14 protein-coding genes are annotated in these 13,463 nt (G+C 71.1%); 6 read left to right on the plus strand and 8 right to left on the minus strand.

The features are described from left to right. The first annotated feature begins 272 nt into the window (after positions 1 to 272). On the plus strand, positions 273 to 1,472 hold the full coding sequence (locus ACFO4E_RS16210) for a cytochrome P450 (protein ID WP_378575668.1): 1,200 nt from the start codon (positions 273 to 275) through the stop codon (positions 1,470 to 1,472). 86 nt (positions 1,473 to 1,558) lie between these two features. Here the strand turns inward: ACFO4E_RS16210 and ACFO4E_RS16215 are convergent, their stop codons facing one another. The 4 genes from ACFO4E_RS16215 to ACFO4E_RS16230 all read right to left on the minus strand — a co-directional run bounded on the left by ACFO4E_RS16215 (position 1,559) and on the right by ACFO4E_RS16230 (position 4,518). Further along, positions 1,559 to 2,431, minus strand: a complete 873-nt coding sequence (locus ACFO4E_RS16215) for a M48 family metalloprotease (RefSeq protein ID WP_378575671.1) — start codon at positions 2,429 to 2,431, stop codon at positions 1,559 to 1,561. After that, positions 2,428 to 2,790 (minus strand): BlaI/MecI/CopY family transcriptional regulator, encoded by a 363-nt coding sequence (locus tag ACFO4E_RS16220; protein ID WP_378575674.1) that lies wholly within the window; start codon positions 2,788 to 2,790, stop codon positions 2,428 to 2,430. Before ACFO4E_RS16220 ends, ACFO4E_RS16215 begins: the two co-directional genes overlap by 4 nt. Before the next feature lie 112 nt (positions 2,791 to 2,902). Next, positions 2,903 to 3,910 (minus strand): hypothetical protein, encoded by a 1,008-nt coding sequence (locus ACFO4E_RS16225; RefSeq protein WP_378575677.1) that lies wholly within the window; start codon positions 3,908 to 3,910, stop codon positions 2,903 to 2,905. Continuing rightward, complete coding sequence (locus ACFO4E_RS16230; protein ID WP_378575680.1) at positions 3,907 to 4,518, minus strand: GNAT family N-acetyltransferase; 612 nt, start codon at positions 4,516 to 4,518, stop codon at positions 3,907 to 3,909. Before ACFO4E_RS16230 ends, ACFO4E_RS16225 begins: the two co-directional genes overlap by 4 nt. 170 nt (positions 4,519 to 4,688) lie before the next feature. Between ACFO4E_RS16230 and ACFO4E_RS16235 the strand changes: the two genes are divergently transcribed. Further along, positions 4,689 to 4,898, plus strand: coding sequence for a hypothetical protein (locus tag ACFO4E_RS16235; RefSeq protein ID WP_378575683.1), 210 nt, complete (start codon positions 4,689 to 4,691; stop codon positions 4,896 to 4,898). 391 nt (positions 4,899 to 5,289) lie between these two features. After that, positions 5,290 to 7,029 carry a murein biosynthesis integral membrane protein MurJ gene (murJ, locus tag ACFO4E_RS16240; protein WP_378575685.1) on the plus strand — a complete coding sequence of 580 codons (1,740 nt, stop codon included), beginning with the start codon at positions 5,290 to 5,292 and terminating at the stop codon, positions 7,027 to 7,029. 105 nt (positions 7,030 to 7,134) lie between these two features. Here the strand turns inward: murJ and ACFO4E_RS16245 are convergent, their stop codons facing one another. Beyond that, a complete protein-coding gene (locus tag ACFO4E_RS16245; protein WP_378575688.1) occupies positions 7,135 to 7,506 on the minus strand; it encodes a MerR family transcriptional regulator in 372 nt (123 codons plus the stop codon). Between the two features lie 129 nt (positions 7,507 to 7,635). On the opposite strand from ACFO4E_RS16245, the gene ACFO4E_RS16250 reads away from it, so the two are divergent. After that, a complete protein-coding gene (locus tag ACFO4E_RS16250) occupies positions 7,636 to 8,346 on the plus strand; it encodes a nitroreductase (protein ID WP_378575691.1) in 711 nt (236 codons plus the stop codon). Positions 8,347 to 8,396: 50 nt separating this feature from the next. Here the strand turns inward: ACFO4E_RS16250 and ACFO4E_RS16255 are convergent, their stop codons facing one another. Both ACFO4E_RS16255 and ACFO4E_RS16260 read right to left on the minus strand, forming a co-directional pair. Beyond that, positions 8,397 to 9,173: an NADPH-dependent F420 reductase gene (locus ACFO4E_RS16255; protein WP_378575868.1), complete on the minus strand. Its 777-nt coding sequence runs from the start codon at positions 9,171 to 9,173 to the stop codon at positions 8,397 to 8,399. Positions 9,174 to 9,736: 563 nt separating this feature from the next. Then, on the minus strand, positions 9,737 to 10,666 hold the full coding sequence (locus ACFO4E_RS16260) for an AraC family transcriptional regulator (protein WP_378575694.1): 930 nt from the start codon (positions 10,664 to 10,666) through the stop codon (positions 9,737 to 9,739). A 143-nt stretch (positions 10,667 to 10,809) separates the two neighbouring features. On the opposite strand from ACFO4E_RS16260, the gene ACFO4E_RS16265 reads away from it, so the two are divergent. Next, on the plus strand, positions 10,810 to 11,562 hold the full coding sequence (locus tag ACFO4E_RS16265) for an SDR family NAD(P)-dependent oxidoreductase (RefSeq protein ID WP_378575697.1): 753 nt from the start codon (positions 10,810 to 10,812) through the stop codon (positions 11,560 to 11,562). Positions 11,563 to 11,863: 301 nt separating this feature from the next. Continuing rightward, positions 11,864 to 12,256, plus strand: coding sequence for an ester cyclase (locus tag ACFO4E_RS16270; RefSeq protein ID WP_378575700.1), 393 nt, complete (start codon positions 11,864 to 11,866; stop codon positions 12,254 to 12,256). A 365-nt stretch (positions 12,257 to 12,621) separates the two neighbouring features. On the opposite strand, the gene ACFO4E_RS16275 is transcribed toward ACFO4E_RS16270, so the two are convergent. Then, complete coding sequence (locus ACFO4E_RS16275; RefSeq protein WP_378575703.1) at positions 12,622 to 13,230, minus strand: TIGR03086 family metal-binding protein; 609 nt, start codon at positions 13,228 to 13,230, stop codon at positions 12,622 to 12,624. Positions 13,231 to 13,463 lie beyond the last annotated feature (233 nt).

A 13,463-nucleotide genomic window follows, 5' to 3' on the forward strand; every position in this document is an offset into this window, starting at 1 on the left:
TGGATTCATCACGCAGCCGCCGCGCACACGAGCGCCGCGGGCACTGCCATCCCCCCGATCCTGGCGGCTTTCGCCCGGGACCACCGAGGTCAACGTGTACTTCCACACGCGGCGGCGACCGCACGCGCGCCGGGGAGGCAGTGCCAGGCTGTATCGTCGGCGGTCCCGTGCGCGCCACCCGTGGCGCGTCCGGCTTCCGTGCCCTCGACCCCCAATAAAGGGCGGACCGCATGACCGACCCCCGAGCCGTCTCGACCGGCTGCCCTCACTCAGTGTCCTCCTATGACCCCACTGGGACACACCGCACCGACCCGCACACCTTCTACCGCTGGGCCCGCGACCACTCCCCCGTGGTCTGGTCCGAGGAGATCGGCGTCTGGCTGGTCGCCGACTACGAGCTGGTCACCGAGGTCCTCCGCAGACCCGACATGTTCTCCTCGGCCCAGTCGTTCACCCCGCTGGATGCCCTCCCTCCCGAGATCCTGCGCATCCTGGACCATCTCCCCCTACCACCGCACATGGTCCAGGCCGACCCGCCCCAGCACGCGCCCCTGCGCGCCGTGGGCGAACGCATCCTCCACGGGCGGCGGATCAGCGCCGCCATCCCCGCCCTGCGCGGCCTCGCCGATGACCTCGTCGACGGTTTCGCCGCCGACGGCCACGCCGACCTCCTCACCCAATACGCCCACCCCTTCGTCCGCACCGCCCTGGCCGAACTGACCGGATTCGACCACGCCGACGCCGACCGGCTCGACGAGTGGAACGGCGCCTTCCTCACTCTGGCCGCCCCCGTCGGCGACCCCGCGGCCAAGGTCGCGGCAGCGCACGCCCTGCTCGACTACGACGCCCACATCCTCGACGCCCTCGAGGACCGCCGCCGGGAACCGCGCGAGGACATCCTCACCGAACTCGCACGCCTGGTGGCCGACGACGACGCCGACATGGATCCGGCCGACGCCGTGATGTTCGTTCGCGGCCTCTACGCCGGCGGGATCCACACCACTCGCGACGCCATTGCCGTCACCGTGATGTCCGCGCTCACCCACGGCCTCTGGGACCAGGCATCGGATCCGCGCGCCGTGGCCGGGCTGGTGGAGGAGGCGCTGCGCCATGAGGCCCCGCATCGGGGGATGATGCGGGTCCTGGTCTCGGACACCGTCCTGGGCGGGGTGGAGATGGCGGCCGGTTCGCGGGTGCTGCTGCTCTTCGGGTCCGCCAACCGCGACGCGCATGTGTTCGCGGCGGCCGACGACTTCACCCCGGGGCGCGCCAACGCCCGGCAGCACGTGGCCTTCGGGGCGGGCATCCACCGCTGCCTGGGACGGGCCCTGGCACGGTTGGAGATCCGCATCGCGGTGGAGGCGCTGTCGCGGCTGCCGGGGCTGCGCCTGCCCGAAGGGTATGAGCCGGATTGGTCGCCCGAGTGGTATTTCAGGGCACTGCGTCGGCTCGACGTGCACTGGGACACCTGAGCCGTATCGGCACGCAGGCGGATGCCGGTGCACTTGGCCGACCGGATCGGCGACGCGCGGTCGATGTCCCCGCTCCGGCGGTTCCGTCAGATCAGCAGGAGCGACGCGGCGTGGTGGAGTTGCAGGGCTGAGGAGGCCATGCCGCTCGTGGCGACGCCGGTTCCGCTCAGGAGCGCGGGACCGACGATCGGGTTCGTCGAGGGGGCATCGCCCAGGAGCGCATGGACGCGCAGGAGGACGTGGGAGCCGGCGAGCGCGGGGTGCCACGTGGGGCTCGGCGCGGGGTTGGCGAGCGCGACCTCGGCGATGGTGTGGGCGACGAGGGCGCGGTCGCCCACCGCCGCCGCGGTGTCCTCGTCGGCCCACCGCTCCACGCTCAGCCGCAGCGCCGCCTCGACGGCCGCCAAAGGTGGGAACAGGCGCGCCGCGATCGCTCCGGCCGTGGTGTAGAGGTGGTGCCGGTGCCGGAGGTGGGAGTGTTCGTGGCGGAACACGACCTGCATCTGCTCCCGGCTCAGGAGCCGCAGCAGTCCCTGGGACACGACCACGCCGCCGCCGGGGCCCGGAAGCGCCAGGGCGAAGGGGCGGTCGTCGTCCACGACGCCCGTGTCCGCCAGGCGCAGGCGCTCCCCGTGCTGCCGCCACAGCAGCCAGGCCGAGCGGCTTGCCCCGACCACGAGCATCGCGCACGCCGCGGATCCCATCACGGGGTTCACCGGCCCGTGCCCGATGAGCAGGCGCCCCTTGACGCTGGCCGCGACCAGGTCGGCCGGCAGGAGCCCGGCGACGAACACCGCCGCGACCAGCGTGATCGTGCTGATCGCGGTGAAGGCCGTCGTCACGGCGATGACGAGGAGGAGCCGTGACGACCAGGAGGGGTGGAGCGGCAGGGGGCGGCGCGCCAGGACCAGGCTCAACGCGGTCAGCGCCAGCGCCGGGACGAACGTAGGCCAGCTCATGACGGCTCCCGTCGCTGATCCAGGACTGCTCGGAGGGCTTCGGCCTCCTCGGGGTGGAGGCCGCTGACGAACTGGTTGAGGACGCCGGAGGGGTCGCTGGCGACGCGCAGGTGGCCGAACATGCGCTCCGCCGCGACCTCGGATTCGTCGACGACCAGGCGGTAGGCGTACCCCCGGCCCCGGGGTATGCGGTCCACCATGCGCTTGTCGAGCAGGCGGAAGAGGACGGTGTTGACCGTCGTGTACGCGGGGTCGCCGTCGAGCTCGGCGCACAGTTCGGCCGTGGACAGGTGATCGCCCGCACCGGCCAGGACCGCGAGGACCTCCGCTTCGAGCTGTCCGAGTTTGCGCCGTGGCATCGATTGCGACCTCAAGCTCATTCCGATCCGCCGGCCCCTGGGGTGGGCGGCCACCCGTAGGCGCCCTGGGCCGGATTCCTATGGCCGACGCGGAGCGCCGTAGGGGCCCGCGTCACCGTTTGAAGCCTACGTGCAGGTGGTCCTGGTGGACGGTGTTGGTGAACGTCGCCCCGTCGGCGGTCGACAGTGCCCAGGGTCCGCCCACTTCGTCGCTGCCTTCGGCCAGTGCGCGCTCCATCAGCGTACGCGCGGGGTTGTCCGGCTCCCCGCTTCCCGCGAGGTCGGCGACGGGGACGCCGTCGATGGCCCAGATGTCGACCGCGCGGCCCTGGACGTGGTTGCTGACCGATGCGCTGTCGAAGACGTTGTGCGGATGGCCGGTCGACAGCACCGCGACGGACAGCTCGTGGTCCTCGCCGAGCGTGAGGAGCATGCGCAGGACGCGGTCGTCGATCGCGCCGCTGAGGATGTCCCACTTCACGGTGTCGGGGAGATCCAGTCGCTGTGAGCTCAGCACGGCCGAACCCGGGTCATCACCCGCTGCCGCCGCGGCGTCCGAGGTCGATGTCCCCGCCGAGGGCGACGGACCGGCGGGGGGCGGGGCCTCGGCAGGGGGGCCGCCGCCGATCGATTCGATCGAGGAGACCGCCCAGGTCTCCCCTGTCTTGGCCAGGCGGACGTCGACCACGCGCGTCGTGGAGGTCGGCTCGCCCCCGTCGAGCAGGTGCACGGTGACCACGGTCATGACCGAGGCCCGGTTCCCGGTGAGACCCCCCAGCTGCGGATAGATGATCTCCGCGGTGCCCGCCGCTGAGCCGCTGAGCAGGTCGGCCGCGCCGTCCAACGGGGCGGTCGGTAGCCCCGCTTCATCGAGGCGCTGCTGCGCCGCCTCCCGCGTTCCGTCACCCGCTCCATAGCGCAGGAGCGTCTCCAGGTAGGCCGCCGCCGCTGTCTTGACGTCCGGCGCCGGCTCGGTGGAGGCGACCGTGTAGGACGCCACATCGGGCAGGACGGCCGCGGTGGGTGACGGCGGCGGGGCGTCCGCGGGGCCGGACCCGCCCCCGCACGCGGTGGCTGCCAGTGTCACCGCGAGGAGCGGCAGGAGGATCCAGGGTCTCACGTCAGTTCCAGGACGAAGTGCGTCCACAGCTTGCCGTCCATGTCGGGCTGCTCTTCCTGTTTCTCCCAGCCCAGGCGCTCGTAGAAGCGCTGGGCGGGTTCGTTGTCTCCGGCGGTGTAGAGGCGCAGGCGGTCCACCCCGTGCACGCGGGCGATGTCGGTGAACCCGGCCACGAGTGCCGCGCCGACACCCGTGCGCCGATGGGAGGCGTCCACGGCGATGTGGCTCAGCATCCCGGTGCGGCCGGAAGTGACCGCCGTCTGTCCCTCAGTGGCGCGCCGCATCCCGCGGATGTAGCGCTGCGCGCGGGTGCGCATGAAGCGCGCCGTCAGTTCCGGCCGGACCAGCAGCGAGGCCGCGCCGGCACGGGCGAGCCGCCAGCGGTCCAGGCGCATGATGTGGCGGCGGTGCACGATCTCGTCGGTGCAGCCGACGAGGAAGCCGGCGGGCCGCCCCTCGACTTCGGCGACCAGCGCCACCGCGGCTGGGCTGGTGAGGAAGGTGCGGTAGTAGCGGCCGAGGAACCGCTCCCCGAGTTCGACGAAGAACCCCGTCGGCAGGTTGGACCGGTGCAGGTGCACGGCAGCCGGAACGTCACTGAGTTCCATAACGCGAAGAGACACCCTCGGGGCCTCCGTGGTCGAGGTGGAAGTCATGGCGTCAACCTACTACACGTGTAATAGCTAGACTGCCGAGAGCACCGCGCCCGATCGATGGGGCGGCCGTGAGCCGCCGATACTATCTACTAAATAAGTAGTAGAAGAAGGCGAGTCGCCACATGTCGCACACCCCGGCGACCGACCTGGTCACCGCTGCGGGTGCCGCGGGGACGGCGGGCACGATCATGCGACCGCGCGGCCGCGGATACCGGGTCGTCGCCACCGGCATGGACGCCGATGCACCGGGGCTCTACCTGGCCATTCTGCGTCCGAAACCGAAAGCGCGCGGCAGGGTGGACCTGTACACGATCAACGGCACCGAAGAGTGAGCAAGGCGGGGGCATTCCGAGCTCTCGCGCCGGATCCGGGCGGGTTTCGCGCTGGTGACGCGTACGTGTGTGCCGTAGGCCCCCCGCATCGGCGTGGGCGGTCGTCCACATGGGCGCGAATCCATGCAGCCCATCGCCGTCTGTGCGACGCTGAGCCCTCGCGTCGCGCCTCCACCCCCTCGGCCGGGGTGGCGGACGACGGAAAATTACATGTGTAGTAGGTTTTCCGCGCCGTCCCACGGCACCAGGGACCGGCGCAGCCCGAGCCCCGCGGCGGCGCGTTTCAACGATCACGGGCTCATGATCCGGCCCCACCGCTGTTCACCGAGAGGCCGCGGACCGGGCGGCCGCGTTGTGCCAGGTGCGCCCGCCCCCGCACAGATTGGAACCGATGTCCGGCGAGACCACCACCGACGACGGCCGAGACCGCAGCGGCACCGTGACGCTGCCGCACGCCGAGGCCCCCTCCGCCGATCAGCGAGCCCCGGCGGATGAGTCCGCCGGAGCGGGGGGAAGCGTCCTCAAGTCCAGCGCGGTGATGGCCGTGGGCACGACGGCCTCCCGGATCACCGGATTCGCACGCACCATCGTGCTGGCCGCAGCGTTGGGCACACAGCTGCTCGGGGACGCCTACAACACCGCCAACACCATCCCCTTCATCGTCTACGACCTGCTCATCGGCGGGCTCATGGCCAGCGTCATCGTGCCGTTCCTGGTCAAGCGCCGCCGGTCCGATGCCGACGGCGGCACGGCGACCGAACAGCGCCTGTTCACCGGCGCCGTAATCGCCCTCCTCGCCCTGACGGTCACCGCCGTCCTCGCCGCCGAGGCACTGATCCGCCTGTATGCGGGGCGGTTCACCCCCGAGCAGTTCGACGTCGCGGTCCTGCTCGCCCGCTACCTCTTGGCGCAGATCTTCTTCGTCGGGGTCAGCGGACTGTCGAGCGCCATGCTGAACACCCGGAACCGCTTCGGCGCCCCCGTGTGGGCCCCCGTGCTCAACAACCTCGTGATCATCTGCGTGGGCGCGACCTTCATCTGGACGGCGGGCACCGGCGCCACGCCCGATACGGTCACCGACGGCCAGATCGCTCTGCTGGGGCTGGGGACGACCGGCGGACTGCTCCTGCAGGCCGCGGTCGTCCAGTTCGTCCTGTGGCGCTCCGGCTTCCGTTGGCGCCCCCGACTCGACCTGCGCGGATCGGGCCTGGGCGAGGCCCTGAAAGCGGCGGGCTGGATGTTCGTCCTGGTCTGCGCCATGCAGACCGGATTCCTCATCACCGCCAACCTGGCCAACCGGGCTGGCGTCGCCATGTCCGAGGGCGCGGGAGTCGGCGGCGGCCTGACCGCCTACAACTACGCCTACCAGCTGTTCCAGCTGCCCTATGCGATCATCGCGGTCTCGGTGATCACGGTCCTCCTGCCGCGGATGAGCGCGCACGCGGCCGAACACGACTGGGCGAAGGTGCGCGGCGACTTCTCCCGCGGGCTGCGGATGTCATCGGTCGTCCTGGTCCCCATCGGTCTGGCGCTGGCCGTGTACGCGGTACCGCTGAGCGTCGCGGTGTTCGCGCGCGGCAGCACGTCGGTGGACGACGCCCGGGTCATCGGAAGCGTGCTGACGGTCTTCGCCTTGGGCCTGATCCCGTTCACCGTCTACCAGCTCATGCTGCGGGTCTTCTACGCCATGGGCGACACCCGGACCCCCGCGCTGATCGCCGTCACCAACGCCGCCGTGCACGGGACCATCGGGACGGCCTCCTACGTGCTGCTGCCCTCCGACCGGGTCCTCATGGGCATCGCAGCGGGCTTCATGCTCTCCTACCTGTGGGGGCTGACGGTCAGCGGCCGAATCCTGAGCCGACGCCTCGGCGGACTGGACGGGTGGCGCATCGGCTCCACGATCGCCCGGCTCTACAGCGCCGCGCTGCCCTGCGTCGCCGCCGCCGTCGCCGTCCAATGGCTCATCGGAGGATGGTCGGCCGAAGAACTTCCGGTCCTCCTCGGGGGACCTCTCCTGGGCTGCGCGATCGGCGCGCCGCTCTTCCTCGCGACCGGCCACCTCCTGCGCGTCGACGAGATCCGGAACGCGGTACAGGCGGCGCGCAAGCGCCTCCCCCGGCGCGCCTAGGCGTCTCTCCGCTCGATGTCGGTGGCGCCGGAATTTCAGGTCGTGGGTCATCCGCCGCCCCATGGGTGAAGGGCGGGGCAACGGCGCCGCCCTTCACCCTGATGTTCATTCGCTGGTCCGGGTAGCGCGCATGGCCTCTTGTGTGGCCCTGATCAAATCGGCGAGGGTCCGGCGCGCGCGGGCGATCTCCTCGGCCTGGGCGTCGATGCGGTCGAGTTCGGCGGTGAGTTGGCGCAGGACAGCCGGCGGGCAGCGCTCACCTGGGTCCTTGACGTGTGGCAGGAGCGCGGCGATGGTCTTGCTGTTCATCCCGGCGGAGAAGAACTGACGGATCAACAGCACACGGCTCACGCCATGCTCATCGTAGTGGCGCTGCCCGCTGGCGCTGCGTTGGCTGGAGAGCATGCCCTGCTTCTCGTAGTAGCGCAGGGAGCGCACGCTGACCCCGGTCCGCTCGGCCAGTTCCCCGATCCGCACGGACGACCTCCCCCCGATTTGCCCCTGACACCGATGTCAGGTCTTAGTGTAGCGGCGCGTCCACCCCGAGCCGGCAGGCGCGGTCTCGCGGTGCACGACCGAGCCGCCGCCGCACGAGAGGAACCCGTTGTGTCCAGCAGTGCCCGCTCCTTCACCGACATCGTGCGCGCGCGGCGCTCGGTCCGGGGATTCGTCCCCGACCCGGTGCCCGCGGCCGACATCCGCGCGGTGCTGGAGGACGCCCAGAGGGCGCCCTCCAACTGCAACACCCAGCCCTGGCAGGTGCACATCGTCTCGGGTGCGCGCCGTGACGCCCTGAGCGCCCGATTGCTGGAGGCGGACAGGGACGGCCGGACCTCACCGGACTTCAGCTTCGACTACGCCGACTTCGGCGACGGCACCTACCGCCGGCGCGCCAGGGAGCAGGGCGCGGCCTACTACCGGTCGCTGGGCGTGGAGCGCTCCGATGCCCACGGGCGCCACGCGGCCGCGCTGCGCAACCTGGAGTTCTTCGACGCCCCCCACGTGGCGCTGCTGTTCATGCCCCGGTTCGGCGACGGGGTGCGCGTAGCCGGTGACATGGGCATGTACGCGCAGACCTTCCTGCTCGCGCTGCAGGCGCGCGGCCTGGCGGGCATTCCACAGACGATGCTGGGCTTCTACGCTGACGTCGTGCGCGAGGCCCTGGGCATCCAGCCGGAGATGAAGCTGCTCTTCGGCGTCTCCTTCGGTTGGCCCGACCCCCAGGGTCCCGCGAACCGGTACCGGATGGGGCGTGTGCCGTTGCACGAGAGCGTCGTGGCCCATGACACCCCCGGCATCCTGGACGAGGCGCCCTGAGGCAGGCGAGGACTCCACCGCAGAACCAGTGGAGTCCTGGCCCCGGGTGCTCAGAAGGTGCGCTCGGCCACGCTCACCCGCCGGCTCGACTCCAGCAGGGCACGCAGTTCGTCGGCCGAGACCGGGGCGGCGGGGGCCTGCATCATCTGGTCGAGGGGCACCTCGGGGTCGGCGAGGTAGATCTGGGTGTAGGCGCCGGACTCGGGCTCGAAGCGCCAGCTCTGGGCCGGGGTACCGGCGTCGACGGTGTCGAAGCCGAGCCGGTCGATCAGCTCGGCCGCCCGGGCCTTGGCGCCGGGGTCCTCGCCGGCGATGGGCAGGGCGCTGCGGTCGGGGGCCCCGGTGGGGCGGGCGAGCTGGGGGATGTGGTGGGCCATGATGTTGTTGAAGGCTTTGACCAGCAGGGCGCCGGGCAGGAGCCGCTGGGCGAGTTGGGTCGTGGTCGCCTCCTCGGAGTCGAGTTCGGCGATGCGGCCGTCGCGGTGGGGGTAGTAGTTGCCGGTGTCCAGCACGGTCCGCCCGCGCAGCAGCCCCTCGGGCAGCGCGCCGTAGGCGGTCAGCGGGATGCTGAGCAGGGTCGACTCCCCTGCGCGGGCGGTCTGGTCCACGGTGGCGGCGGTGGCGCGCGGCCCCAGCTCCTCGACCAGTCCTGCCAGGCTCTGCGGGCCGCGCGAGTTGGCGATCACCACGTCGATGCCCGCTGCGACCGCCAGCCGCGCGACCGCGGTCCCGATGTTCCCGCTTCCGATGATCCCCAGAGTCGACATCGCCTGTTCCTCTTCCTCGTGGTGGCCCTCCGGCGTCCGGGCATACGCGGGCGCACGGATTACCCGGCCACGTTAGGACCTGACACCGGTGTCAGGGGCAAATCGGCGGTGTGTCGCGGCGCGTCGAGAAGCAACGGACAGCGTTGAGCCTCTGGAAACACGAGGTCCCGGACCTGGAACTACGGGCAGCGACTTCTGGAGACACACGGACCGGCCGGCCGGCCGTGCCGCACCGCGGCCACGGCTGTCGACGTAGCCGCAGTGGGTGGGGACTTCGCCGCCCCTGAGCGCTCCTGCGGCCTGGTCCCTCCACCCGGGACACGTGCCTGAGCAAGGCCACCGGCTTCCTAAGAACACCCGCACCACCTGCTGGGGCACCGCCCTCATGCGCGACGACCGCTCTGCGCTGCTACTGAATCCCATCGACATTTCGCGGCCGATCGACCGCGGATGTACTCGAAGACGTGCACAAGTGTTCCTGCTCGTGATCGACAGAGCCAGCCCCCAGTAGCACAGTCGCGTTCATGACGCGTGTCCGCGTCGCTGGTGGTGGTGTCGGTGGTCGGTGTGCCGGTGTGTTCGTCGCCGGCGTGAGTGGCGCAGCCGAGCACAGGACGCCTCCTTCAGCTCGCATTCGCGGCCGAGCGCGGTGGCTGCCGTGCCCGGTTCCGGAACTGTGCGGGCGATGAGCCGACCACGCGGCGGAACGCGGTGCTGAACGCGCTCTCGGACAAGTAGCCCGTGGCCCGTGCGAGCTCCGAGATCGACAACGAGTCGCGGGCGAGGGCGTCGCGGGCGAGGCTCATGCGCCATTGGATCAGGTACTCCAACGGCGGGACCCCGACGTGGCTCTTGAATGCCTGGGCGAACGCGGAACGCGACATGTGGCTGATGTCGGCGAGCTCCTTGAGGCTCCAGGAGTGGGCCACGTCCGCGTGCACGGCGCGCAGGGCGGCACCGATGCCGTCCTCGTTCAGGGCGCCAAGCCAACCTGTGGGCCGGTCCGTCTGACCGGCGTGAGCGCGCAGCATGTGCACGAGCAGGATCTGTGCGAGGTGGTTCTGCACCAGCGGGCCGCCGGCGGCGGCGACCCCGACCTCGGTGGCCAGGAGGTCGATCAGCTGCGCGAGCCGATTGCCATGAGGATCGGCCACGCGGACGATCACGAGCGGCGGCAGGAGATCGGTCAGCAGGGCCGCGTTCTCGTCGTCGAACGCGATGTGCCCGACGCAGAGGTAGAGGTCCTCCTCGGACTCCGGGCCGATCCGCACGAACCCGTCTTCGGCGCCCGCCAACACCGGCTGCGCAGGGCGCGGGCGTGCGTCGGGCGTGCTGGCCAGCACGTAGGGCGGCGGGTTGCCCAGCATGAAGGTGTCACCCTCGTGCAGGAGCACCGGCTCGTGCCCGTCGAGGATCAACCAGCACGTGCCGCGCACGAGCCCGCCGATCCGCACGTGCGGGAACGTGTCGAAGCGCAGTGCCCACCCCCCCGCGGCCCGGAGGCTGGGCCCGATCACCGTGCGGGGCCGGAGCAGGCTGATCGCGTCAGCCACGGGATCCCGAAAGCCGAGCACCGACGACACCTCCTGGACGATACGTAAAGAATGGCGGATTCTGCATCATGGATAGTATCGCCGATCTCCCGCAGTATCGATGTCGAACGGATCGGCATCGAGACAGTGATGGAGACACCCACATGGGACAGCTGGAAGGCAAGACGTCGGTGGTCACCGGGGGCAGCACCGGTATCGGCCTGGCCACCGCCCTGCGGCTGGCGGACGAGGGCGCCTACGTGTTCGTCACCGGCCGACGCGAATCCGAACTGGAGGCCGCCGTCAAGACCATCGGAACCGACCGGGCGACGGGAGTGGCCGGCGACATCTCCAAGGGGGCCGACCTGGACCGGCTCTACGACGCGGTCCGGGCCCGAGGCAAGGGGCTGGACGTGCTCGTGGCCAACGCGGCGGTCGGTGCGTTCGTGACGCTGGAGCAGACCACCGAGGAGCACTTCGACCACACCTTCGCGGTCAACACCCGCGGCACGCTGTTCACCGTGCAGAAGGCGCTCCCGCTGCTCAACGACGGAGCCTCGGTGATCCTCACCGGCTCCACGGCGGCCGACCGCGGCGTGGAGGCGTTCGGCGCGTACGCGGCGTCGAAGGCGGCCGTCCGGTCCTTCGCGCGGACGTGGTCCAACGAGCTCAAGGGGCGCGGCATCCGGGTCAACGTGGTCTCGCCGGCATGGATCGAGACTCCCGGGGGCACCGCCGCTTTCGGCGACGAGGAGACCGCCCGGGCCGTCAAGGAGAATGTCGCCGCGACCGTGGCCAAGGGCCGCATGGGCCAGCCTGAGGAGGCAGCCGCGGCCATTGCCTTCCTCGCCTCGGAACAGAGCAGCTACGTCGTCGGCGCGAACCTCTACGTCGACGGCGGAGAGAACCAGATCTGAGCAGGCGCCCCACGCTGCGCGGCATCCGAAGCGGCCCCGGCTCCATGCCGCCACCATCGCCCGGGCGCACTCGTGCGGCGACGGCGCGGGCCGTGGCGATGCCGGCGGTCATGGCCGTGGGGTGGTGCGCGAACGACTCCCCCACGTCGAGACCTCCGCGGCGCTCCCCCGCGCCTCGACCGTCGCCCTCCGACCCCGAACGCTACGTGCGGACCAAGACGGCCGACGAGATCGCGACGGGTATCGCACGTGAACCATGAGCACACGAATACGGCCCGGCCACCGGGCGAGAAGGGCAGTCATGTCCGACTTCGACATGCGCGAGTTCTACGACCGCTACTGCGAGGCGCTCAACGCGCATGAGTTCGACCGCATGGACGAGTTCGTCCACGAGTCCATCCTCTCGCACGGAGAGCCGGCCACTCGCGCCGACGTCGTCGCGGCGCTCAAGAGCATCACCGACGCGGTCCCCGACTTCCACTGGGAGATCAAGGAGGTGGCGATCAACGGAGAAACCCTGGCCTGCCACTCCGTCAACCACGGCACCCCCACCAAGGAATGGCTCGGGGTGGCTCCCACGGGCGCTCCGATCGAGATCGACGAGTTCGCCATCTACCGGATCCGCGACGGCAAGTTCGTGCAGATGTCGGCCGTCCACGACGCCGAGGCCCTGAAGAAGCGGCTCGCGGGCTGACCCAGCCGGGCTCGGCCACCAAGAGCCCGACACACGCGGCGCCCCGCCGGAACCGGCGCGGCGCCGCATGCCCAAGCTCGCCAAGCGTGTGCCCGGCCACACCATCGCCGCGAACGGCCGACGCCGAAGGCCAGGTCCCGGCGGTCTTCGCCACCGGCGCGACGGTCGTCCGCGAGGTGCCCGGTAGGCGACGCCGACGTCGCTACCGTCGTGGCCGCAGATCGCGCGCGTCAGCCCGATCGCCACCGCCTTGGCCGGCGGATCGCCTCCGCAGACCGGCACGTCCACGGGCGAGGGGCACCGCGCTGAAGGAGTCGATCCGGCGGTGAGCGGTGTGGCGGGACCCTCCTGGTCCGCCGCACCGCTCACCCGCGCTCGGTGGCGGGTGCCGGTGTCCACTCCGGCGATCGGCCCGCGAAGCCCAGCAACCGGTCCAGCGCCGTGGCGTCCACGCTCACGGGCACTTCAGGGGCGAAGGGCATGCCCTCGCCCCGGTATTCCGGCTTGATCTGGTCGGCGAGCAGCGTGTGCGCCTGCTCCGACGCGGCGGGGTCGGGGTCCCATGCCTGACCGGTGGCGCGGGCGATGTCCCAGCCGTGCACCACGGCCTCGGCGACCAGCATGCTCAGCACGTAGTCGCCGCGGAAGGTACCGCCCAGCGCGGGCACCCGCACCGAAGCCGTCTCGATGCCGTCGGCGAGTGCGGCACGCACGGCCCCCGACAGTTCGCCGATCGCCGCGACCAGGACGCCGGTGTCGTCGGGGCCGGTGTAGTTGCGCGGGTCGGGCCGCGCATCGCCGCCGGGGTCGGCCAGGACGACGGTGAAGTACCCGATCCCGCCGAGCAGGTGCCGGCGCAATGACACCACGTCGAGGCCGGCGCACGGCGTCGGCGCCGTGTCCTGCTCGGGGGGCGTCGCACCGATCACGCGCGCCAGGTCGTCCAGGACGGCAAGTACTGGGTGAGAGGACATCAGTTCCTTTTCGGTCGTAGGGATGGGCGAGAGCCGACGCGAGAGGCTCCTCGCCCATGGATTCGTGCGATCTCCGCGGGGAGGGGTGTGTGTTCCGGCCGGGACCCCCCCAGGGACACGGACCACCACATAGGCAGGGGCGTCCTCGGCCGCGCGCGTACCGAACGTGCCGGCGAGGTAGTGCGGGACGTCCACCACCGTGCCCACAGCATCAAGGGTTCCCTCCCCTGGGC

It is taken from the genome of Nocardiopsis mangrovi (assembly GCF_042653925.1).
Classification (GTDB): domain Bacteria; phylum Actinomycetota; class Actinomycetes; order Streptosporangiales; family Streptosporangiaceae; genus Nocardiopsis_B; species Nocardiopsis_B mangrovi.

What these genes read in the sequence shown, in the direction of transcription:
- ACFO4E_RS16270 (WP_378575700.1), top strand. Translation starts at nt 11,864, where the DNA reads ATGTCCGACTTCGACATGCGCGAGTTCTACGACCGCTACTGCGAGGCG.
- ACFO4E_RS16265 (WP_378575697.1), top strand. Translation starts at nt 10,810, where the DNA reads ATGGGACAGCTGGAAGGCAAGACGTCGGTGGTCACCGGGGGCAGCACC.
- ACFO4E_RS16230 (WP_378575680.1), bottom strand. Translation starts at nt 4,518, where the DNA reads ATGGAACTCAGTGACGTTCCGGCTGCCGTGCACCTGCACCGGTCCAAC.
- murJ (WP_378575685.1), top strand. Translation starts at nt 5,290, where the DNA reads ATGTCCGGCGAGACCACCACCGACGACGGCCGAGACCGCAGCGGCACC.
- ACFO4E_RS16275 (WP_378575703.1), bottom strand. Translation starts at nt 13,230, where the DNA reads ATGTCCTCTCACCCAGTACTTGCCGTCCTGGACGACCTGGCGCGCGTG.
- ACFO4E_RS16220 (WP_378575674.1), bottom strand. Translation starts at nt 2,790, where the DNA reads ATGCCACGGCGCAAACTCGGACAGCTCGAAGCGGAGGTCCTCGCGGTC.
- ACFO4E_RS16235 (WP_378575683.1), top strand. Translation starts at nt 4,689, where the DNA reads ATGTCGCACACCCCGGCGACCGACCTGGTCACCGCTGCGGGTGCCGCG.
- ACFO4E_RS16215 (WP_378575671.1), bottom strand. Translation starts at nt 2,431, where the DNA reads ATGAGCTGGCCTACGTTCGTCCCGGCGCTGGCGCTGACCGCGTTGAGC.